18 protein-coding genes are annotated in these 18,841 nt (G+C 60.7%); 10 read left to right on the top strand and 8 right to left on the bottom strand.

All coding sequences use genetic code 11. The features are described 5' to 3' along the window. Window positions 1–362: 362 nt before the first annotated feature. The 3 genes from PMI31_RS25035 to PMI31_RS25025 form a co-directional block, all read right to left on the bottom strand. Window positions 363–959, bottom strand: coding sequence for a superoxide dismutase (locus tag PMI31_RS25035; protein ID WP_008022038.1), 597 nt, complete (start codon window positions 957–959; stop codon window positions 363–365). A 164-nt stretch (window positions 960–1,123) separates the two neighbouring features. Beyond that, window positions 1,124–1,726, bottom strand: a complete 603-nt coding sequence (locus PMI31_RS25030) for a LysE/ArgO family amino acid transporter (protein ID WP_008022037.1) — start codon at window positions 1,724–1,726, stop codon at window positions 1,124–1,126. Between the two features lie 6 nt (window positions 1,727–1,732). Beyond that, window positions 1,733–2,134: an ACT domain-containing protein gene (locus PMI31_RS25025; protein WP_008022035.1), complete on the bottom strand. Its 402-nt coding sequence runs from the start codon at window positions 2,132–2,134 to the stop codon at window positions 1,733–1,735. Between the two features lie 96 nt (window positions 2,135–2,230). Here PMI31_RS25025 and PMI31_RS25020 point away from each other — a divergent pair, with 96 nt between their 5' ends. The 4 genes from PMI31_RS25020 (at window position 2,231) to PMI31_RS25005 (ending at window position 6,105) form a co-directional block, all read left to right on the top strand. Beyond that, window positions 2,231–3,124, top strand: coding sequence for a LysR family transcriptional regulator ArgP (locus tag PMI31_RS25020; protein ID WP_008022033.1), 894 nt, complete (start codon window positions 2,231–2,233; stop codon window positions 3,122–3,124). A gap of 54 nt (window positions 3,125–3,178) precedes the next feature. Then, on the top strand, window positions 3,179–4,171 hold the full coding sequence (locus PMI31_RS25015; protein WP_008022032.1) for an NAD-dependent epimerase/dehydratase family protein: 993 nt from the start codon (window positions 3,179–3,181) through the stop codon (window positions 4,169–4,171). 116 nt (window positions 4,172–4,287) lie between these two features. After that, window positions 4,288–5,160: a hypothetical protein gene (locus PMI31_RS25010; protein ID WP_008022030.1), complete on the top strand. Its 873-nt coding sequence runs from the start codon at window positions 4,288–4,290 to the stop codon at window positions 5,158–5,160. Window positions 5,161–5,256: 96 nt separating this feature from the next. After that, window positions 5,257–6,105: a cache domain-containing protein gene (locus PMI31_RS25005; RefSeq protein ID WP_008022028.1), complete on the top strand. Its 849-nt coding sequence runs from the start codon at window positions 5,257–5,259 to the stop codon at window positions 6,103–6,105. Between the two features lie 148 nt (window positions 6,106–6,253). Here the strand turns inward: PMI31_RS25005 and PMI31_RS25000 are convergent, their stop codons facing one another. Together PMI31_RS25000 and pobA are read right to left on the bottom strand one after the other, a co-directional pair. Next, window positions 6,254–7,771, bottom strand: a complete 1,518-nt coding sequence (locus PMI31_RS25000; protein ID WP_008022026.1) for an MDR family MFS transporter — start codon at window positions 7,769–7,771, stop codon at window positions 6,254–6,256. A 78-nt stretch (window positions 7,772–7,849) separates the two neighbouring features. Then, window positions 7,850–9,034, bottom strand: coding sequence for a 4-hydroxybenzoate 3-monooxygenase (gene pobA, locus PMI31_RS24995; protein WP_177323580.1), 1,185 nt, complete (start codon window positions 9,032–9,034; stop codon window positions 7,850–7,852). Window positions 9,035–9,224: 190 nt separating this feature from the next. On the opposite strand from pobA, the gene PMI31_RS24990 reads away from it, so the two are divergent. Continuing rightward, the gene (locus PMI31_RS24990) at window positions 9,225–10,121 is read left to right on the top strand and encodes a helix-turn-helix domain-containing protein (protein WP_008022021.1); all 897 of its coding nucleotides are present in this window, start codon (window positions 9,225–9,227) and stop codon (window positions 10,119–10,121) included. Between the two features lie 9 nt (window positions 10,122–10,130). On the opposite strand, the gene PMI31_RS31120 is transcribed toward PMI31_RS24990, so the two are convergent. After that, window positions 10,131–10,307, bottom strand: coding sequence for a hypothetical protein (locus tag PMI31_RS31120; protein ID WP_008022020.1), 177 nt, complete (start codon window positions 10,305–10,307; stop codon window positions 10,131–10,133). Window positions 10,308–10,509: 202 nt separating this feature from the next. Continuing rightward, on the bottom strand, window positions 10,510–11,415 hold the full coding sequence (locus tag PMI31_RS24980) for a LysR family transcriptional regulator (RefSeq protein ID WP_202949440.1): 906 nt from the start codon (window positions 11,413–11,415) through the stop codon (window positions 10,510–10,512). A gap of 229 nt (window positions 11,416–11,644) precedes the next feature. Between PMI31_RS24980 and PMI31_RS24975 the strand changes: the two genes are divergently transcribed. Further along, complete coding sequence (locus PMI31_RS24975; RefSeq protein WP_008022016.1) at window positions 11,645–12,523, top strand: MBL fold metallo-hydrolase; 879 nt, start codon at window positions 11,645–11,647, stop codon at window positions 12,521–12,523. Between the two features lie 33 nt (window positions 12,524–12,556). After that, window positions 12,557–13,171 (top strand): NAD(P)-dependent oxidoreductase, encoded by a 615-nt coding sequence (locus tag PMI31_RS24970; protein WP_008022015.1) that lies wholly within the window; start codon window positions 12,557–12,559, stop codon window positions 13,169–13,171. A gap of 95 nt (window positions 13,172–13,266) precedes the next feature. Here PMI31_RS24970 and PMI31_RS24965 read toward each other — a convergent pair whose 3' ends face one another. Continuing rightward, window positions 13,267–14,148, bottom strand: a complete 882-nt coding sequence (locus PMI31_RS24965; protein WP_008022013.1) for a LysR substrate-binding domain-containing protein — start codon at window positions 14,146–14,148, stop codon at window positions 13,267–13,269. A 159-nt stretch (window positions 14,149–14,307) separates the two neighbouring features. Here PMI31_RS24965 and PMI31_RS24960 point away from each other — a divergent pair, with 159 nt between their 5' ends. The 3 genes from PMI31_RS24960 to PMI31_RS24950 all read left to right on the top strand — a co-directional run bounded on the left by PMI31_RS24960 (window position 14,308) and on the right by PMI31_RS24950 (window position 18,790). Then, window positions 14,308–15,945: a 5-guanidino-2-oxopentanoate decarboxylase gene (locus PMI31_RS24960; RefSeq protein ID WP_008022008.1), complete on the top strand. Its 1,638-nt coding sequence runs from the start codon at window positions 14,308–14,310 to the stop codon at window positions 15,943–15,945. Next, window positions 15,942–17,390 (top strand): aldehyde dehydrogenase family protein, encoded by a 1,449-nt coding sequence (locus PMI31_RS24955; RefSeq protein WP_008022007.1) that lies wholly within the window; start codon window positions 15,942–15,944, stop codon window positions 17,388–17,390. Before PMI31_RS24960 ends, PMI31_RS24955 begins: the two co-directional genes overlap by 4 nt. Window positions 17,391–17,686: 296 nt before the next feature. Further along, window positions 17,687–18,790, top strand: a complete 1,104-nt coding sequence (locus PMI31_RS24950) for an ABC transporter substrate-binding protein (protein ID WP_007986100.1) — start codon at window positions 17,687–17,689, stop codon at window positions 18,788–18,790. Window positions 18,791–18,841: the final 51 nt, after the last annotated feature.

The raw sequence follows: 18,841 nt of genomic DNA, 5'->3' as shown, positions 1-18,841 counted from the left end.
CTCAGCCTGCCGAGGGGGCGGGTGGATCAAGATCAAGAGCGGCAGGCGAGCTAACGCTCGGCCTGTTGAGTGGTGAAGAGCAGAGCGGGTGTTTGCCAATCTGCCTTTGCTCGGCTCTTCTGTGGGAGCGAGCTTGCTCGCGATGGCGGCCTGCCAGCCGACCAATTTCTTGCAGATGTCCCCGATCCCTGTGGGAGCTGGCTTGCCTGCGATGGCGGCCTGCCAGCCGACCAATTTCTTTCGAATGTACCCAGCCCAACTGTAGGAGCGAGCCTGCTCGCGAAGGGGCCCTGCTGAACGCTGAAAATCCCGGGCAATAAAAAACCCGGCACAAAGCCGGGTTTTTTTGACTGGCATCGAGCTTAAGCGGTGAAGGTTTTGCCTTCGAACTGCTCAGCCACGAACTTCCAGTTGACCAGGTTCCAGAACGCTTCGACGTACTTCGGACGCAGGTTGCGGTAGTCGATGTAGTAAGCGTGTTCCCAGACGTCGCAGGTCAGCAGCGGGGTGTCGCCGTTGGTCAGCGGGTTGCCGGCGCCGATGGTGCTGGCCAGGGCCAGGGAACCGTCAGCCTTTTTCACCAGCCAACCCCAACCGGAACCGAAGGTGCCGATGGAAGTCTTGCTGAACTCTTCCTTGAACTTGTCGAACGAACCGAAAGCCGCGTTGATGGCTTCAGCCAGTGCGCCGGTTGGTTGACCGCCGGCGTTTGGCGCCAGGCAGTTCCAGTAGAAAGTGTGGTTCCAGACCTGAGCGGCGTTGTTGAAGATACCGCCCGAGGAAGTCTTGACGATTTCTTCCAGGGTCTTGCCTTCGAACTCGGTGCCTGGCACCAGGTTGTTCAGGTTCACGACGTAGGTGTTGTGGTGCTTGTCGTGGTGAAACTCCAGGGTTTCCTTGGAGATGTGCGGCTGCAGGGCATCGTGTGCGTAAGGCAGCGGCGGCAATTCGAAAGCCATGATGATTCTCCTAGTCAGGTCAGTTGCGGTGAGCGCAAGGCCGATCACGGGCGGCCAGACAAGCGCCGGGGAGTTTGTACTCTTTGCGGCGCAGGGAGTCGGATCATAGCACCGGGGGGGCGGCATAACCACGCAACAACTGTGTGGAATAGAGGTTGTGCGAATCAGATGGCCGCGATCAACTGGAACGCTACGGCAAACATCATCACCGCCACCAACAGATCGAGAATTCGCCAGGTACTTGGGCGGGCGAGCCACGGTGCCAGCCAAGCTGCACCGAGCGCCAGGGTGAAGAACCACAGCAGCGAGGCACTGGCCGCGCCCACGACATAAGCGCCCGGCTCGGTTTGTTGTGCACCCAAGGAGCCAATCAGTAAAACCGTGTCCAGATAGACGTGCGGGTTGAGCAACGTCACCGCCAGTGCACTGAGCATGACCGCCCGCAGCGAGCGTACGGTCTGGCTCTCGCCCTGCTCAAGGCTCTGTTTCGAAAAGGCCCGGCGCAGTGCCTGGCTGCCGTACCACAACAGAAATGCTGCACCGCCCCAGCGGGCAATCGCCAAGAGTGTCGGATTCTGTGCCAGTACCGTCGCCAGGCCGAATACCCCGGCCGCCACCAATAGCGCGTCGCAGGCCACGCAGAGTGCCGCTACCGGCAGGTGATGTTCACGGCGCAGGCTTTGCGCCAGGACAAACGCATTCTGGGTGCCGATCGCCATGATCAGGCCGAAGGCCACGAGCAGCCCGTTCATATAACTTTGCCACATGATTTTTTACTCCGCGTTGGCTGCCAGATCCCGCAGCACTTGCAGGGCGCGGTCGGCGTCGGCCTGGCCGACAAACAAATGGTCGTGGTAGTAGCCGGCAATCACGTTGCAGCTGATACCGGCCTTGCCCAATGCCGTGGCGAACGCGGCGGTCAGGCCGACCGCTTCGAGGGCCGAATGCACGTTCAGGGTGATCCAGGCGGCAATGTAGTCGAAGCTGAATCCGGCTTTTTCGGCGTGGGAACGTTCGAGAATCACGGTCAGGCCTTCCTGCTCGCGGAAGCTGCCGACAATCTCCAGGTCCGCAGGCAATTTGCCGTCGCGCAGGGTGCAGAACACGTATTGGCCAGCGTTGAGTTGCGGGCTCATGCTGCGCAGCAGCGTTGCCAGTGAGGTTTCGCCAGCCATGTGGGTGATCCTTGTTCATGAGTTCTTGCTGGTCATTCTCCTTGTGAAGGCTGTATAAGAAAAACAAATCATGCTGATCGCTCATTAGGAAAACTGATGTTCGACTATAAATTGCTTTCCGCCCTGGCCGCCGTGGTCGAACAGGCCGGTTTTGAACGGGCGGCCCAGGTGCTGGGCCTGTCGCAATCGGCGATTTCCCAGCGCATCAAGCTGCTGGAAGCACGTGTTGGCCAACCGGTGCTCGTGCGAGCCACGCCGCCAACGCCGACGGAAATCGGTCGACGGTTGCTCAACCACGTGCAGCAGGTGCGATTGCTTGAACGGGATTTGCAAAGCCTGGTGCCGGCGCTGGATGAAGAGGGCCTGCCGGAACGCCTGCGGATCGCCCTGAACGCCGACAGCCTGGCCACTTGGTGGGCGCAAGCCGTGGGGGCTTTTTGCGCGGAACAGCATCTGTTGATGGACCTTGTGGTCGAAGACCAGACCGTGGGCCTCAAGCGCATGCGCGCCGGAGAAGTGGCGGCCTGTGTCTGCGCCAGCGAACGTCCGGTGGCGGGCGCGCGCAGCGTGCTGCTGGGGGCGATGCGTTACCGTGCGCTGGCCAGCCCCGCCTTTATTGCCCGGCATTTTCCGCAAGGCGTACGCGCCGATCAGTTGGCCCGAAGCCCTGCCCTGGTGTTTGGCCCGGACGATTTCCTACAGCATCGTTATCTGGCGTCCCTGGGCGTCGAGGGTGGTTTCGAACACCATTTATGCCCGTCGTCGGAAGGCTTTATCCGGCTGACGGAAGCCGGGCTGGGCTGGGGGCTGGTTCCGGAACTGCAGGTACGCGAGCAACTTGAAAGGGGCGTATTGCAGGAGCTGCTGCCAGATAAGCCAATCGATGTGCCGCTGTACTGGCATCATTGGCGTAATGGCGGACAGTTGCTGGGTTTACTCACCGATCAATTGGTACGCGCCTCGAAGCAATGGCTGGTGCCCTTGGACTGACGCGCAGCGTCAAGACCTCACGTAATACGCAAAACGAAATATTCGGAGCAATTCATGAAGATTCTGGTTACCGGCGCAAGCGGTTTCATCGGCGGGCGCTTTGCGCGTTTTGCCCTGGAGCAGGGCCTGGACGTGCGGGTCAACGGTCGCCGGGCCGAGAGTGTGGAGCATCTGGTACGTCGGGGCGCCGAGTTCATCCAGGGCGATTTGAGCGACCCGGAACTGGCACGCGAACTGTGTTCGGACGTCGAAGCGGTGGTGCATTGCGCCGGTGCCGTCGGTTTATGGGGACGTTATCAGGACTTCCTTCAGGGCAACGTCCAGGTCACCGAGAACGTGGTCGAAGCCTGCCTGAAACAACGGGTTCGGCGGCTGGTGCATCTGTCGTCGCCATCGATCTACTTCGATGGTCGCGATCACTTGGGCCTGACCGAAGAGCAGGTGCCGAAGCGCTTCAAACACCCTTACGCCGCCACCAAGTACCTGGCCGAGCAAAAAGTCTTCGGTGCCCAGGAGTTCGGTCTGGAAACCCTGGCCCTGCGCCCGCGTTTTGTCACCGGGGCTGGCGACATGAGCATCTTCCCGCGCCTGTTGAACATGCAGCGCAAGGGGCGCCTGGCTATCATCGGCAACGGTCTGAGCAAAGTTGATTTCACCAGTGTGCAAAACCTCAACGAGGCGTTGCTCAGCAGTTTGCTGGCCAGCGGTTCCGCGCTGGGCAAGGCTTACAACATCAGCAATGGCACGCCGGTTCCGTTGTGGGACGTGGTCAATTACGTCATGCGCAATATGGAAGTCCCACAGGTCACCCGCTACCGTTCCTACGGTCTGGCCTACAGCATGGCGGCCCTCAACGAGGGGGTGTGCAAGTTGTGGCCGGGGCGTCCCGAGCCGACGCTGTCGCGTCTGGGCATGCAGGTCATGAACAAAAATTTCACCCTGGACATCAGCCGCGCCCGGCATTATCTGGATTACGATCCCAAGGTCAGCCTCTGGACGGCGCTCGACGAATTCTGTGGCTGGTGGAAGGCTCAGGCTGTTCGCTGACGTTCGAACAACGACCCCTGACTGAACCGGATACGGGCTTCAGGGTCAATGGTTGCGGCTGTGGGGTTTATACTGCGCGGCATAAAGCCATTATGTGATCCACTAAGGTTGACCCAATGTCCATGCGTAACGATGCCAACGACGACTTCGATGATGTACCGAGCCTGCGTGCAGACGTTCTCGATGACGACTTTCCGCCCACTGCCCGCACGGCCGTGCAATCGCGCACGGCGCCGGTGGTGAAGGTCAAGGCGGCGGGTACCGGTGCCCTGTGGGCATTGGTCGGTGCGTTGTTCTTTGCGTTCGCGGGCCTGGCCTGGTGGAGCTTTCAGCAGATGTCCCTGATGGAACAGCAACTGGTGGCGACCCAGGAGAGCTTTGCGCGAATCAGTGAGGAAGCGGCAGGGCGCCTGCAGGATATTTCCGGAAAGGTGGTTGCCAGCCAGACCAGTGTCACCACCGACAGCGAGGCCTTGAAACTGCAAATCCGCCAGCTGGAAAGCAAACTCCAGGACCAGAACGCCCAGCAGCAAGGTGTTGCCGGCCAAGCCTCGGACCTGGACAAGCGACTGGCGCAAATGACCGCGCAATCCACAGAGCTGGACAAACGCCTGGCGCAGTTGACTGCTCAGAACAACGAACATCAGACAGCCAATACTCAGTTGCAGGCCCAGGTCAAAGCCTTGAACGCTGAATTGGCCGCCCTGAAAAGTGCCCCGTCCGACTCGGAAAAACTCGATGCGCAGTTGAAGAGCCTGGGCGCCGATATCACCGCGCTGAAGAAACAAGGCAACCCGAGCGCTGCCATCGAACGTCTGGAGCAGGACATGATCGTGCTCAAGAGCGAACAGGACAACCGTCCGGCGGTCACGCAGGGCTCGACCAATACCGCCGAGTTCGATGCGTTCCGCAGCCAGGTCACCCGCAACATCAATACCCTTCAGGCGCAGATCCAGAACCTTCAGCAGCAACTGCGCGCCCGGCAGTAATCGTCTGCTCCAGGACAATCCGGGGGTTACTGATAGCCATGCATCCCCCTTTGCCGTCTACGCTCCTGAAACACCACCAGGAACGAGGGATGCGCAATGGGGTTTCTGCATAGGTTCGCCTTGCTGTGCGGCATGTTTTTGTTGTGCCTGAGCCAGGTGCAAGCCGCCGGGACGGAAAAGGACGACAGCAAGGCGGCCATCGCCCTGCTGGAAAAAGCCCTGGCTTATTACCACCAGAATGGTGACAAGGCCTTTGCGGCGTTCAGCCGCCAGGGGGAGTTTGTCGACAAGGACCGCTATGTCTTTGTGCTCGACACCAAGGGCGTGATGCTTGCCAGCGGTGGGCCGTCGTCGGCGTTGATCGGCCGGGACGTCTCGGAGGTGCTTGGGCCGGACCTGCAGAAAGCCTTCAAGGATGCCCTGAAAGTGCCGGAAGGCAATGGCATTCAGCAGGCGGAATATCGCTGGCAGAACTGGAATGACGGCAAGGTCGAGCGCAAGCATGTCTACTACCAGCGCATCGGCCAGCGGATTCTGGCCGTCGGTTATTACCTGCCACGGGCCTCCGCCGAACAGGCCATGGCCTTGCTGAATAAAGCGGCAACCGATCTGGCCAAGGACGAAAAGGGCACCCTGACGGCGATCAATTCCCTCAAGGGCGGCTACCTGCAGGATGACCTGTATGTGTTTGTCGTCGACCTGGATACCCAGCGTTACGTGGCCCACGGCACCAATTTGCGGCTGGTCAATACCGACTTCAGCAAGATCGCGGACCCGGAAGGCAAACCGGTGGGCGAGCCGATTCTGGCGTTGATGGCCGGGCAGGATTACGGCGAATACGAATACCGCTGGAAAAACCCGGTGACCGGCAAGGTCGAGAACAAGCATGCCTACCTGAAAAAGGTCGGGCATTTTCTGGTGGTGGTCGGGTATTACAGCCCTTGATTTTATGGTTTCAATGAGGACGCCATCGCGGGCAAGTCGGATCGCCGCATCGCCGCTCCCACAGGTATGAGTGTTGACCACAGATTTTGTGAACGGCATCAATACTTGTGGGAGCGGGCTTGCCCGCGATGAAGGCGACGCGGTCTATCTACCGAACCTTATCCTCGCGCCCGCGCAACAGCATGTTCGGCATGGCAATCGCTGCCGCCAGCCCCAGCAACGACACCACCGCACTGACCGTCAGCAAGTGCCGGAACGTCAACAACAACTCGGCGCGCAAGGCGTTCTGCGCCTCACCCGGTGCGGCGTTCAAGCCGTCGAGCAACACATTGCCTGAACTGCCCTCGACGATCAGCGACGAGCCGGCCAGGTGCGCAAAGCTTGAGTCTTGCAGCAACGCCAACAGCAGCGCCGACATCAACGCCACACCCACGGCACCACCCAGCGAACGGAAGAGGTTGGTGGTGCTGGTAGCGACGCCGATGTCCCGCTGGTCCACCGAGTTCTGCGTGCCGACCAATGACGTCGGGAACTGCATGCCGGAGGAAATCCCGCAGAGCAACATGAACAGGCTGCTCACGACGAATGCCTGCGGTGGGCTGAACGCCATGCCGACAATCGCGATGGGCATCAGCGCAGCACCGGTGAGGATCATCGATTTGTAGCGTCCGGTCACGGAGGTACGGCGGCCGGCGAAATACGCGCCAATCGGCAAGCCCATGGCCAGCGGCAACAGATGAAGGGCGGCACTGTCGGCACCGGCGCCGGTCACGCTCTGAAAGCGCAATGGCATCAGCACAATCAGCGAGATGGCCTGGAAACTGGTGAAGAAAATCGTGCACCAGCACAGGATCGCATTGCGGTTGGCGAACAGATGCATCGGCAACAAGGGCTCCCGTGCCCGACGCTCGTGAACGACAAACAGCCCCAGCACCAGCACCGCACACGCGAGCAACGCCAGCACTTCGGCGCTGCGCCAGGAATGACCCTGACCGACCTGCGTGATACCCAGCAACAATGCCGTCAGGCCGATGATCATCAGCACGGTGCCCAGGTAATCGATGACCGGTTTGCGTTGCGGAATCGGCAGGCCCACCAGCGTGCGATAAGCCACCAGCCAGGCGCCCAGGCCCAGCGGCAGGTTGATCAGGAACACCCAGCGCCAGGACAGGTATTCGGTCATGTAACCGCCGAGTACCGGGCCGGCCACACTGGCCACTGCATACATGCTGCTGAAATAGCCCTGATACCGGCCGCGTTCCCGTGGCGGCACGATGTCACCGATGATCGCCTGGCTCACCGAAATCATCCCGCCGGCCCCGATGCCCTGGAAGATTCGCGCCAATACCAGTTGCTCCATGCTCTGTGCCATGCCGCAGAACACCGATGCCAGGGTGAACAGGCCCATGCCGAACAGCATCAACTTGCGCCGCCCGTACAGGTCACCCAGTTTGCCGTAGATCGGCACCGCCACGGTCATGGCCACCATGTAGCCGGAAATCACCCAGGCCAGCAGGCTGACGTCCTTGAACTGCGCGGAAATGGCCGGCATCGAAACGGCGACGATGGTCTGGTCCAGCGCCCCGAGAAAGATCGCCAGCATCAGGGCGATCAGCACGCTGCGAATGGCGGGTTTGGGCGTTTCAGGCTGGCGGAGATTGGTCACGGGAAAACCTGCGGGCGGTGATTGACCCGCAAGAGGCAAGGCGAGCGGGGACACTCGCCAGTGTAAGTCGGTAGCAGGCTATTCGATAGCCTCATAAGGAAGTCCGACGTAGTTTTCTGCAATGGTTTTTCGACCCGCCTCGGAGTCGATGAAATATTCCAGCTCCGACTCGGCGATGCGCTGGCTGAAGGCATCGTGCTCATCGAAGCGGTGCAGCATCGAGGTCATCCACCAGGAAAACCGCTCGGCCTTCCACACCCTGCGCAGGCAAATTTCGGAGTACTTCTCCAGCAAATCGACGCGATCTTCGCGGTAAACCTTGAGCAGAATGTTGAACAGGGTACTCACATCACTGGCTGCCAGATTCAAGCCCTTGGCGCCGGTGGGCGGGACGATGTGCGCGGCATCGCCGACCAGGAACATCCGTCCGTATTGCATGGGTTCGACCACGAAGCTGCGCAGCGGCGCGATGCTTTTTTCGATGGACGGCCCCGTGACCAGTCTGTCCGCCAACGCTTGCGGCAATCGCGACTTGAGTTCGTCCCAGAAGCGTTGATCCGACCAGTTTTCGACATGATCGCTGGTGGGCACCTGGAGGTAATAACGGGTGCGTGTCGACGAGCGCATGCTGCACAGGGCGAAACCGCGCTCATGGCGGGCGTAGACCAGCTCATCGTGGACCGGCGGGGTATCGGCCAGAATCCCGAGCCAACCGAAGGGATAGATCCGTTCGAAGATTTTCAGGCTGTCGGCGGGAATCGATTGCCGCGCCACCCCATGGAAGCCGTCGCAACCGGCGATGTAGTCGCAATCGAGTCGCCAGGTCTCACCGTCCTTTTCAAAAGTGACAAACGCTTCATCGGTTTTCAGGCCGTGGGGGACGACGTTTTCGGCTTGATAAATCGTCTGCGCGCCGGCCTCCCGACGAGCGGCCATCAGGTCGCGGGTAACTTCGGTCTGGCCGTAGATCATCACGGTTTTGCCACCCGTCAGGGCGTGCAGATCAATGTGCACCCGGCGCCCGTCGAGGGCCAGTTCGAAGCCGCCATGCACCAGTCCCTCGGCGTCCATGCGCCGGTTTACGCCGGCCTGACGCAACAGCTCTACCATGCCTTGTTCAAGCACGCCGGCGCGGATTCGGCCGAGTACATAGTCCGGGGTCTGACGTTCGAGAATGAGGGTGTCGATGCCAGCGTTGTGCAGCAATTGGCCGAGCAACAAGCCTGAAGGGCCGGCACCAATGATGGCGACCTGGGTTTTCAGTGTTTTCATTGTTTTTATGACTCGCAAGCTTCACGCGACCAGGGCCGGTGAATGATTTTTATGGATCGAGTGCTTGCATTTTTCCCTTGCGGGTCTGTCAATTGAAGGTGAAAACTGAGTCGATAGCTGTACATTCTGCCAATCGGTGCGATTATCGCCCGTCATCTATTCCGAGGCCTGGATTGAAGTGATGAACAAGCCTGACCTGCCTTCGATTCCAGTGTTCAAGCTCTACGGTGAAAGCCTGGATTGGCCGACCCCGGACTTGCTGCACTGTGAAACCATTTCCAAACGCAGTAGCGAACATCATTGGGAAATCAAACCTCACCGCCACGCTGATTTGTGCCAGTTGCTCTTCGTATTCAAAGGTCAGGCAGAGCTTGAAATCGAAGGCCAGCGTACGCAACTGGTGGAACCGGCGATCCAGATCCTGCCACCGCTATCGGTGCACGGATTTCGCTTTTCCGAGGACGTGGAAGGGTTTGTCGTGACCCTGGCCGCGCCGTTGATCGCCCACTTGCAGATGCAACTGGGGCAATCGGTCAATGCCCTGGCCCAGGCCGAAAGTTACCCGGCAGGCAAGGACGCCGAGTACCTCAACAGCCTGTTCAGTGCCTTGCAGAACGAGTACGTCAGCCATCAACCGGCGCGGGAAATGCTCATGCATTCGCTGGTCAGTGTGATCGTGGTGTGGATCAGCCGACAGGTGATCCAGCGTCGCACCGCCATGGCGCGACCGCAACGGGCCAGGGAATACCTCAACGGCTTTATTCAGCTGGTGGAAGAGACCTATCGCCAGCACGTCAAGGTCGAGGACCTGGCACACAGGCTGGGGATTTCCGTGTCCCACCTCAACGGCACTTGTCGTGAGCTGGCGGGGCAACCGGCGTTGCAGATCGTGCACGAACGGCAGTTGCTGGAGGCCAAGCGTTTGCTGACCTACACCAGCATGACCATTTATGAAATGTCCGACGTGTTGGGGTTTTCCGATCCGACCAACTTCACGCGCCTGTTCCGGCGTCGTGTGGGGATTTCGCCCAAGGCGTTCCGAGACCGCTTGAAGGCCGATCAGGGCAACGAAGCCTGAACCCCTTCGTTACCGGAGGGCATCGAGGGTGGCGTTGTGGGGAATGCAGTGCTCGAAGCTGCAGCTCGTGTAATCACGGGGCAGGTTGCGCAATTGCTCGACGCGCCAGGCTGCAGCGCCATACAGCCCGAGCGTGACCGCACAGGTGATGAAGATCGCGAGGTATCTTCTTGTTTTGATGTTCATGGCGTTGACCCCTGAACGAATACCTTTCGGTATTACTTTGAGCATAGGTCAGCGCCGGTGAGTTACCAGCCATAACGCGCCATTCAGGCCACTGATCGCCCTTGTAGGAGCTGGCTTGCCAGCGAAGAGGGCGTGTCAGTCACCGCTGATGTAGTTTGATACGCCGCTATCGCTGGCAAGCCAGCTCCTACAGGGTCGGTGTTTACAGGCCAGCGTCCCACTCCGGCTCTTCCGGAAACCTCTCCACCAGAAAATCCAGCAAGCTGCGCAGCGCCGCCGGCATGTGCTTGCGCGAGGCATACACCGCATACACGTTCATTTGCCGGGGTTCGGCCGCCGGCAGCAGGCGAATCAATTCGCCGCTGTGGATGTGCACGCCGGCCTGATACGTGGGCAGCATCGCCACCCCGGCGCCTGCGATCGTTGCGCGCAACAGCGTGCTGGCCTCGTTGGCGCTGATGTTGCCCTGCACTGGTACTGAAACCTGTTCGCCGTCCTGCTCGAAATGCCAGAGGCTTTTGCCGAAGTAGGAATGGGTCAGGCAGTTGTGCTGGCTCAGGTCGTCAACCCGTTGCGGTGCCGGGTGCTCACGCAGGTAAGCGGGGGAAGCACAGATCACCGAGCGGCAAACCGTCAGGCGACGGGCGATCAGGTTCGGGTCCAGGTCGTTGCTGGTGCGAATTGCCAGGTCGATGCGCTCATCCACCAGATTCACGGTGCGATCGAGCATCTGCATGTCGATGCTGACGCCGGGGTAGCGTCGCACATAAACGGCCATGGCATCGGCCAGTTGCGCCTGGCCGAAGGAGGTGCTGACGCTGATGCGCAGCAGGCCGCGCGGTGCGTCATGCGGTTCGCTGACGGCGGCTTGCATGTCGGTGGACAAATCGAGCATCTGTCGGCAGCGGGGCAGGATTTCGGTGCCGGCGGCGGTCAGGCTCAATTTGCGCGTGGTGCGGTGCATCAGGCGTGCGCCAACCCAGTCTTCCAGTTCCGCCAGATACCGCGACACCACCGGCCGTGACAGCTCCAGATGATCGGCGGCGGCCGACTGGCTGCCGAGGTCGACCACCGTGACGAACACACGCATTGCTTGAAGACGATCCATGATTTGCCCGCTTTCAGAAACAAACTATGTTCAAGCATCGCATTTTTTGTACTGAGTCAGGCAACTAAGCTCTGTTCCCCTGTAGGAGCGAGCTTGCTCGCGATGGTCATTAACGATGACGCATGCTGACTGAATAAGCGCGGCGCTCTGGAGTCCTTCGCTGGCAAGCCAGCTCCTACGAAGGGCGACCTGCCTCGCCCGATAAACCCATGGGACAACGGAGCAACAGATGATCGGTTTCACCACCCTCAAGCGTGTATTACTGGCAAGCGCTACCCTCGGTTTCGCCGCCCATGCAGCCGCCTCGACCCTGACACTGGATGTCTACAACCCTGGCGAAAAAGCCATCTTCCCGGTGACCTCGGTGCTGGTCAGCGGTGAAAAAGAAGCGATTCTGGTGGATGCGCAGTTCGGCAAGTCCCAGGCCGAACAGGTGGTGGAGAAAATCCGCGCCAGCGGCAAGCAGCTGACCACCATCTACATCAGTCACGGTGACCCGGACTACTACTTCGGCCTCGATACCCTGACGGCCGCGTTCCCCAAGGCCAAGGTCCTTGCTTCGCAGCCGACCGTTGACCACATCAAGCAAACCGTCGGCGGCAAACTGGCATTCTGGGGGCCGAAAATGGGGGCCGATGTGCCGGCCAAAACCATCGTGCCGGACGTGCTCAAGGGCGACAGCCTGATCCTCGAAGGACAGAAGTTGCAGGTGGTGGGTCTTGAGGGGCCGCAGCCGGATCGCAGCTTTGTGTGGATTCCATCGATCAAGGCCGTAGTCGGTGGTGTCGTGGTGGCGCAAAACATCCACGTGTGGATGGCTGACACCCAAACGCCAAAGTCCCATGCCGATTGGTTGGCTACGCTGCACTCCATTGAAACCCTGAAACCGCAGACCGTGGTGCCGGGTCATTACCTGGGCGACAGCACGGGTTCATTGGCCTCTGTGCAGTTCACCGCCGACTACATCAAGGCCTTCGATGCAGAAACCGCCAAGGCCAAGGATTCTGCCGTACTGATCGCCGCAATGAAAAAACGCTTCCCGACCCTGGGCGACGAAAGCTCTCTTGAGCTGAGTGCCAAGGTCGCTAAGGGCGAGATGAAGTGGTAACCCATTGAACTACCCAACCCGTTGGAGAATGCCATGAGCAAAATCGCAATCATCGGGGCCACCGGTCGTGCCGGTAGCCAATTGCTGGAAGAGGCCTTGCGTCGTGGCCACAACGTCACTGCCATTGCCCGCGATACGTCGAAGTTCGCTCCGCGTGACGGTGTGGTCAGCAAAAATGTCGATGCCCTCGATGCCGCTGCCTTGCAAGCAGCCATCGCCGGTCATGATGTGGTGATCAGCGCGGCGCATTTCGCCACCCTGCCGGCCAGTGCCGTAGTCGTGCCGGTGCAGAGGGCCGGGGTCAAGCGTCTGCTGGTGGTAGGCGGTGCCGGCTCGTTGCTGTTGCCGGACGGCACCCGGGTGATCGACAGTCAAGGCTTCCCGGAAGCGTACAAGGCCGAAGCCGGTGCCGGTGCTGTGTTTCTTGAAAGCCTGCGTCAGGAAAAGGAACTGGACTGGACTTTTCTGTCGCCATCGGCGGAGTTTGTCGAAGGTGAACGCACCGGAAAATTCCGCATCGGCAAGGACGATTTGCTGGTGAGTAGCGCAGGGCGAAGCTGGATTACCTTTGCCGACTACGCGATTGCGATGCTCGACGAAGTGGAAGCTCCGAAGCATTCGCGGCAGCGGTTTACTGTTGGTTACTGATCAACACCTGTAGGAGCTGGCTTGCCAGCGAAGGCGGCATGCCTGACACACCGCATCGCCTGATTCGCCGGCAAGCCGGCTCCTACAGGGGCTTTTCAGCGGCTCTGCGCCTGCTCCACCAGCCAACCCATCAATTCACGCAACTTCGGCGAAGGCCCGGGTTTCTCGGGGAATACCAGGTAATACGCCAACCCCGTTGTCACCTTCAATTCGAATGGCATGACCAACCGCCCGGCGTTCAGGTCATCGCCGATCAGCGACCAATCGCCAATCGCCACCCCCGTTCCCTGGGATGCCATCGACATCGCCAGGTCCAGTGTTTCGAAATGCTGGCCCTTGCCGACATTGCTCAACTGTACATCCGCGGCTTTCAACCAGGCCTTCCAGTCCCGTTCATCGCGGGTCGGGTGCAGCAACAGGTGTTGTTGCAGATCGGCCGGAGTCTGCAGGGGCATGGGGCCTTCGAGTATCGGTCTGGAACACACCGGTGTGAGTTGTTCATCGAAGAGTTTTTGCGACATCAATGAAGTGTCCGGCGGTGGGCCGTACATCACCGCCGCATCGAACTGCTCGCGATGAAAATCCACGCCGTGCTTGACCGTGGTGGTCAGCTCCACCGGTACGTCCGGGCGTTCCCTTTGCCATTGCAACAGACGCGGCAGCAACCAGCGCATGACGCAGGTTGGTGCCTTGAGCTGCAGGGTTTCGCGCTTCTCGCCGATCTGCTCCACCGCCTCGTCGATCAGGCCGAAAATCTGCTGGACCCGTGGCAGCCATTCCCGTCCTTCAGCTGTCAGGTCCAGGCCTCGGGCCTGACGGATGAACAATTCATAACCCAGAAAATCTTCCAGCCCGGCGATCTGCCGACTCACCGCGCCCTGGGTGATAAACAGCTGTTCGGCAGCACGGGTGAAATTGCAGCACTGCGCGGTAATCAGGAATGTGTGCAGCGCCGGCAGGGGAGGCAGTCGTTTCATTGGGATCCAAGGTATGACGTGAGGACATGGCTAGTATGACTTTTTATCCATTGTTGCGGCTACGTGTCGCCCGTTCCAATGAGGCCATTCCCGGGCCTGCGAATCCATCATAAACACAGCGCATGCCCGGCGTCTCAAACGAACAAAAAGGGCAAAGACATGGCGACGTGCGGCGAAGTATTGGTCAAGTTACTCGAAAACTACGGGGTCGAGCAGGTGTTCGGCATTCCGGGGGTTCATACCGTGGAGTTGTATCGCGGGCTGGCCCGTTCGAGCATCAACCACGTCACGCCGCGCCATGAACAGGGCGCCGGCTTCATGGCCGACGGCTACGCCCGCACCAGCGGCAAACCCGGTGTGTGTTTCATCATCACCGGCCCTGGCATGACCAACATCACCACCGCCATGGGCCAGGCCTACGCCGATTCGATCCCGATGCTGGTGATCTCCAGCGTGCAATCGCGCAGCCAGTTGGGCGGCGGTCGCGGCAAGCTGCATGAGCTGCCGAACCAGGGCGCATTGTGCGCCGGTGTTGCGGCGTTCTCCCACACCCTGATGTCGGCGTCGGAATTGCCGGGTGTGTTGGCTCGCGCCTTTGCACTGTTCCAGGCTGGTCGTCCGCGTCCGGTGCACATTGAGATTCCGCTGGATGTGTTGGTTGAAGACGCCGACGACCTGCTCAGCAGCCTGCCGGTCAACATCGACCGCGCCGGTGCTTCGCCGAGCGCCGTGTCGCGCATGACCGATTTGCTGGCCGGCGCCAAGCGCCCGCTGATTCTCGCCGGCGGCGGTGCCATCGACGCGGCGGCCGAGCTGACTGAGCTGGCCGAGCTGTTGGACGCACCGGTAGCCCTGACCATCAATGCCAAAGGCATGCTCGCTTCCGGCCACCCGCTGCTGATCGGTTCGACCCAGAGCCTGGTCGCCACCCGTGCGCTGGTCGCCGAGGCCGATGTGGTGTTGGCTATCGGCACCGAACTGGCCGAGACCGACTACGACGTGACCTTCGCCGGTGGCTTCGAGATTCCAGGCCAACTGCTGCGCGTCGACATCGACCCTGACCAGACCGTGCGCAACTACCCGCCGCACGTGGCATTGGTCGCCGACTCGCGCAACGCCGCCCAGGCCTTGCTCAGCGCCTTGTCGCACAAATCCCTGGCCGAGCGCCGCAACGATTGGGGGCAAGTACGCGCCGCTCGTCTGCGTGAAGACCTGGCCGCCACCTGGGACGCACCGACCCTGGCCCAGACCCGTTTCCTGGAAACCGTGCTGCACGAGCTGCCGGACGCCGTGTTCGTCGGCGATTCGACCCAGCCGGTGTACACCGGCAACCTGACGTTCAACCCGGAGCGTCCGCGTCGCTGGTTCAACTCGTCCACCGGTTACGGCACTCTCGGTTACGCCTTGCCGGCTGCCATTGGTGCCTGGCTCGGCGGCAGCGTTGAAAATGGCACTCGTCCTCCCGTGGTCTGCCTGATCGGCGACGGCGGCCTGCAATTCACCCTGCCGGAACTGGCCAGTGCCGTTGAAGCGCGCACCCCGGTGATCGTGCTGCTGTGGAATAACCAGGGCTACGAAGAGATCAAGAAATACATGGTCAACCGCGCCATCGAGCCGGTTGGCGTGGACATCTACACCCCGGACTTCATCGGTGTGGCCAAGGCATTGGGTTGCGCGGCCGAAGCCGTCAGCAGTGTCGAGCAATTGCGCGGTGCATTGCGCGTGGCCACCGATCGCCAGGGTCCGACCCTGATTGAAATCGATCAGGCCGAATGGATGCAGGCGGTGTCGAAATGAGTTTCCCGACTACCCTGGATGGCCTGTACATCAACGGCCAATGGTCGGCAGGCAATGAACACCTGCGCGTCATCAACCCGGCGACCGAAGCCCTGTTGACCACGGTGAACGGTGGCGATGAGCGCGCGGTCGATCAAGCCGTGAGCGCGGCGACCCAGGCGTTCGCCGCCTGGTCGAAAACCACGGGCGCCGAACGCGGTGCCATCCTGCGCAAAATCGCCGCGGGCGTGCAGGCCCATCGTGAAAAATTGATGCACCTGCAGTCGAGCAACAACGGCAAGCCGCAATTCGAAGCCGCGATCGACGTCGATGACGTGATCGCCACGTTCGAGTATTACGCCGGTCTGGCCGAAGGGCTGGATGCGAAACAGGACAGTGCCATCGAGCTGCCGAGCGACGACTTCAGCGCTCGCCTGCGCCGTGAGCCGTGCGGTGTGGTTGGCCTGATCGTGCCGTGGAACTTCCCGATGGTCACCACCGCATGGAAACTCGCCCCGGCCCTGGCCGCCGGTTGCTGCGTGGTGCTCAAGCCTTCGGAAGTAACGCCGCTGCCGGAGTTGGAACTGGCGGCAATCATCGCTGAAGCCGGCGTGCCTGCCGGTGTGTTCAATCTGGTCTGTGGTACCGGCCTGGCGGTTGGCGCTCCGCTGTCGGCAGACCCACGCATCGCCAAGGTGTCGTTCACCGGCAGCAATGCGGTCGGCGTGCAGGTCATGCAACGTGCGGCGGAAACCGTCAAGGGCGTGAGCCTGGAACTGGGCGGCAAATCTTCGCTGCTGGTACTGGCCGATGCCGATATCGACTTGGCGGTAGAAGTGGCTTGCGGCGGTGGTTTCTTCAACGCCGGGCAGATGTGTTCCGCCACCAGTCGCGTGCTGGTCGCCGATGAGCTGGCCGATGAATTCCTGAACCGTGTGAAGGCCCGTGCCGAAGCCATTCGCGTGGCCGACCCGTTCGACCCGAACGTGGAAATGGGCGCGCTGGTCAATCAGGCGCAGTACCAGCGTGTGCTGGGTCACATCGACCGCGGTTTGAGTGCCGGCGCCAAACTGGTTTGCGGCGGCAATCGCCCGGCCGACCTGTCGCGCGGATATTTTTTGCAGCCGACAGTTTTCACCGAAGTGCCCCTCGACAGTGCGCTGTGGAACGAAGAGATTTTCGGCCCGGTGATCTGCGTGCGCCGTTTCGCCTCTGAAGCCGAAGCGATTGCCCTGGCCAACGACAGCCAGTTTGGCCTGGTCGCCAGTGTGGTGACGCGCAATGCCGAGACCGCCGACCGCGTCGCCAACGCTTTGCAGGCGGGGCTTGTGTGGATCAACGCGCCGCAGGTGATCTTCCCGCAGACCGCCTGGGGCGGCTACAAGCAGAGCAGCATCGGCCGCGAATTGGGGCCGTGGGGCTTGCAGGCTTTCCAGGAAATCAAACACGTGATTCGGGCTGTTTGACGCCCCTCTCCTGTAGGAGCGAGCCTGCTCGCGATGGACGTCAACGATAACGCGGGGAGTCAGACAGCCCGCGTCGTTCATGCATCATTCGCGAGCAAGCTCGCTCCTACATGAGGCATGCGCTGACGTCATGGCTTCAATGAGTTTTTATCGATAGTCAGGTGTTTTACACGACCTCAGGATGAACCCGCTGACTCAGCCAGGCCCCCGAAAACACAGGGGCTAAAGCTGATCCAGCCGCGCGGATGCAACAGTTTCGACCAGCCTCATACCTACAAAAACAAAGGGAGTCCGTAATGGGCGAGCATGATCTGAACAGACGTCAATTCATCAAGACCGTGGGCGTAGCCTCGGTTGCAGCAGCGGCCATGAGCATGCCGTTCATCAAGGCCAATGCCAGCGACACACGTTTTGCCGGCAAGACCCTGCGTTTGCTGACCTGGTCCGATGACACCGGCCTGGCTGCGCTGCGCAACATCGCCGCGACGTTCGAAGACAAGTACGGTTGCAAGGTCATCGCTGACCGCACCGGCAGTACCTCGGAAATGGTCGCCAAGCTCAAGGCCGGCGGTGATCGTCCGCAATACGACATCATCACCCTGGCAGGCGTCGGCGCCGAAGGTCTGGCCGCCGCCAACCTGCTGGAAAAACCCGACCTCAACCGCATTCCCAACCTCGTCGATGTACCGGAGAAGTACCGCACCGGCGCCAATGGCCACGGTATCGGTTACCTGCTGTGGTGCAACAGTCTGGTCTACAGCACCCGCACCCAGAAACAAGCGCCGGACAGCTACGCGGCCCTGTGGGACCCGGAGCTGGCCCCGAACATCTTCCTGCCGCCGCCGAACTGGACCGAGGCCATGGACCTGATCATCATCGCCGCCAAACTGGCCGGTGGTGACGAGCACAACATCGAACCGGGCTTCAAGAAACTCGCCGAGCTGAAAGATCGTGTGGTGACCCTGGGTGAAAACCCGAACCAGATCGCCGAACTGTTCCGCACCGGCTCCCTGGACATGGGCGGTCTGTACGCACCAGCGTTCTTCCCGAAACAGATCCGCGATCCGAATTACGGCCTGGGCGCCACGTTCGGCATGAAGGAAGGTTTCTACACCGACCTGATGCTGTCGGTGATGCCGAAGAACCGTCCTGGCGATACCGACATGGCCTACGCCTTCATCAACCACTCTCTGGACCCGCTGGTGCAGGGCAAGATGGCTGAAGACATCTACAACGGCCCGGTCAACGCCAAGGCGATCATCTCCGCCGAAGCCCGCAAGAGCCCGTACATCCTCACGCCGGAGCAGATTGCCGAGAAGGCGATCATGCACGACAACGCCTTCCTGGCGACTGTGCATGACCAGTGGATTCGTCGTTACACGGAAATCTTTTCTTCCTGATCTGAATGCCGCAGGAGGTTCTTCGAACCTCCATCGCTGGCAAGCCAGCTC

This window comes from Pseudomonas sp. GM55 (assembly GCF_000282395.1).
Lineage (GTDB): Bacteria > Pseudomonadota > Gammaproteobacteria > Pseudomonadales > Pseudomonadaceae > Aquipseudomonas > Aquipseudomonas fluorescens_CC.
Note: the sequence above shows the minus strand (reverse complement) of the source record. Positions and strands in the feature narration are given on the sequence as shown.

Excerpts from the sequence above, each read along its gene's own strand:
- PMI31_RS25030 (WP_008022037.1), bottom strand. The coding sequence starts at position 1,726 with ATGTGGCAAAGTTATATGAACGGGCTGCTCGTGGCCTTCGGCCTGATC.
- PMI31_RS24980 (WP_202949440.1), bottom strand. The coding sequence starts at position 11,415 with ATGGATCGTCTTCAAGCAATGCGTGTGTTCGTCACGGTGGTCGACCTC.
- PMI31_RS25015 (WP_008022032.1), top strand. The coding sequence starts at position 3,179 with ATGAAGATTCTGGTTACCGGCGCAAGCGGTTTCATCGGCGGGCGCTTT.
- PMI31_RS24965 (WP_008022013.1), bottom strand. The coding sequence starts at position 14,148 with ATGAAACGACTGCCTCCCCTGCCGGCGCTGCACACATTCCTGATTACC.
- PMI31_RS25035 (WP_008022038.1), bottom strand. The coding sequence starts at position 959 with ATGGCTTTCGAATTGCCGCCGCTGCCTTACGCACACGATGCCCTGCAG.
- PMI31_RS25020 (WP_008022033.1), top strand. The coding sequence starts at position 2,231 with ATGTTCGACTATAAATTGCTTTCCGCCCTGGCCGCCGTGGTCGAACAG.
- PMI31_RS31120 (WP_008022020.1), bottom strand. The coding sequence starts at position 10,307 with ATGAACATCAAAACAAGAAGATACCTCGCGATCTTCATCACCTGTGCG.
- PMI31_RS24950 (WP_007986100.1), top strand. The coding sequence starts at position 17,687 with ATGGGCGAGCATGATCTGAACAGACGTCAATTCATCAAGACCGTGGGC.
- PMI31_RS25005 (WP_008022028.1), top strand. The coding sequence starts at position 5,257 with ATGGGGTTTCTGCATAGGTTCGCCTTGCTGTGCGGCATGTTTTTGTTG.
- PMI31_RS25010 (WP_008022030.1), top strand. The coding sequence starts at position 4,288 with ATGTCCATGCGTAACGATGCCAACGACGACTTCGATGATGTACCGAGC.
- PMI31_RS24955 (WP_008022007.1), top strand. The coding sequence starts at position 15,942 with ATGAGTTTCCCGACTACCCTGGATGGCCTGTACATCAACGGCCAATGG.
- PMI31_RS24970 (WP_008022015.1), top strand. The coding sequence starts at position 12,557 with ATGAGCAAAATCGCAATCATCGGGGCCACCGGTCGTGCCGGTAGCCAA.
- PMI31_RS25025 (WP_008022035.1), bottom strand. The coding sequence starts at position 2,134 with ATGGCTGGCGAAACCTCACTGGCAACGCTGCTGCGCAGCATGAGCCCG.
- PMI31_RS24975 (WP_008022016.1), top strand. The coding sequence starts at position 11,645 with ATGATCGGTTTCACCACCCTCAAGCGTGTATTACTGGCAAGCGCTACC.
- PMI31_RS24990 (WP_008022021.1), top strand. The coding sequence starts at position 9,225 with ATGAACAAGCCTGACCTGCCTTCGATTCCAGTGTTCAAGCTCTACGGT.
- PMI31_RS24960 (WP_008022008.1), top strand. The coding sequence starts at position 14,308 with ATGGCGACGTGCGGCGAAGTATTGGTCAAGTTACTCGAAAACTACGGG.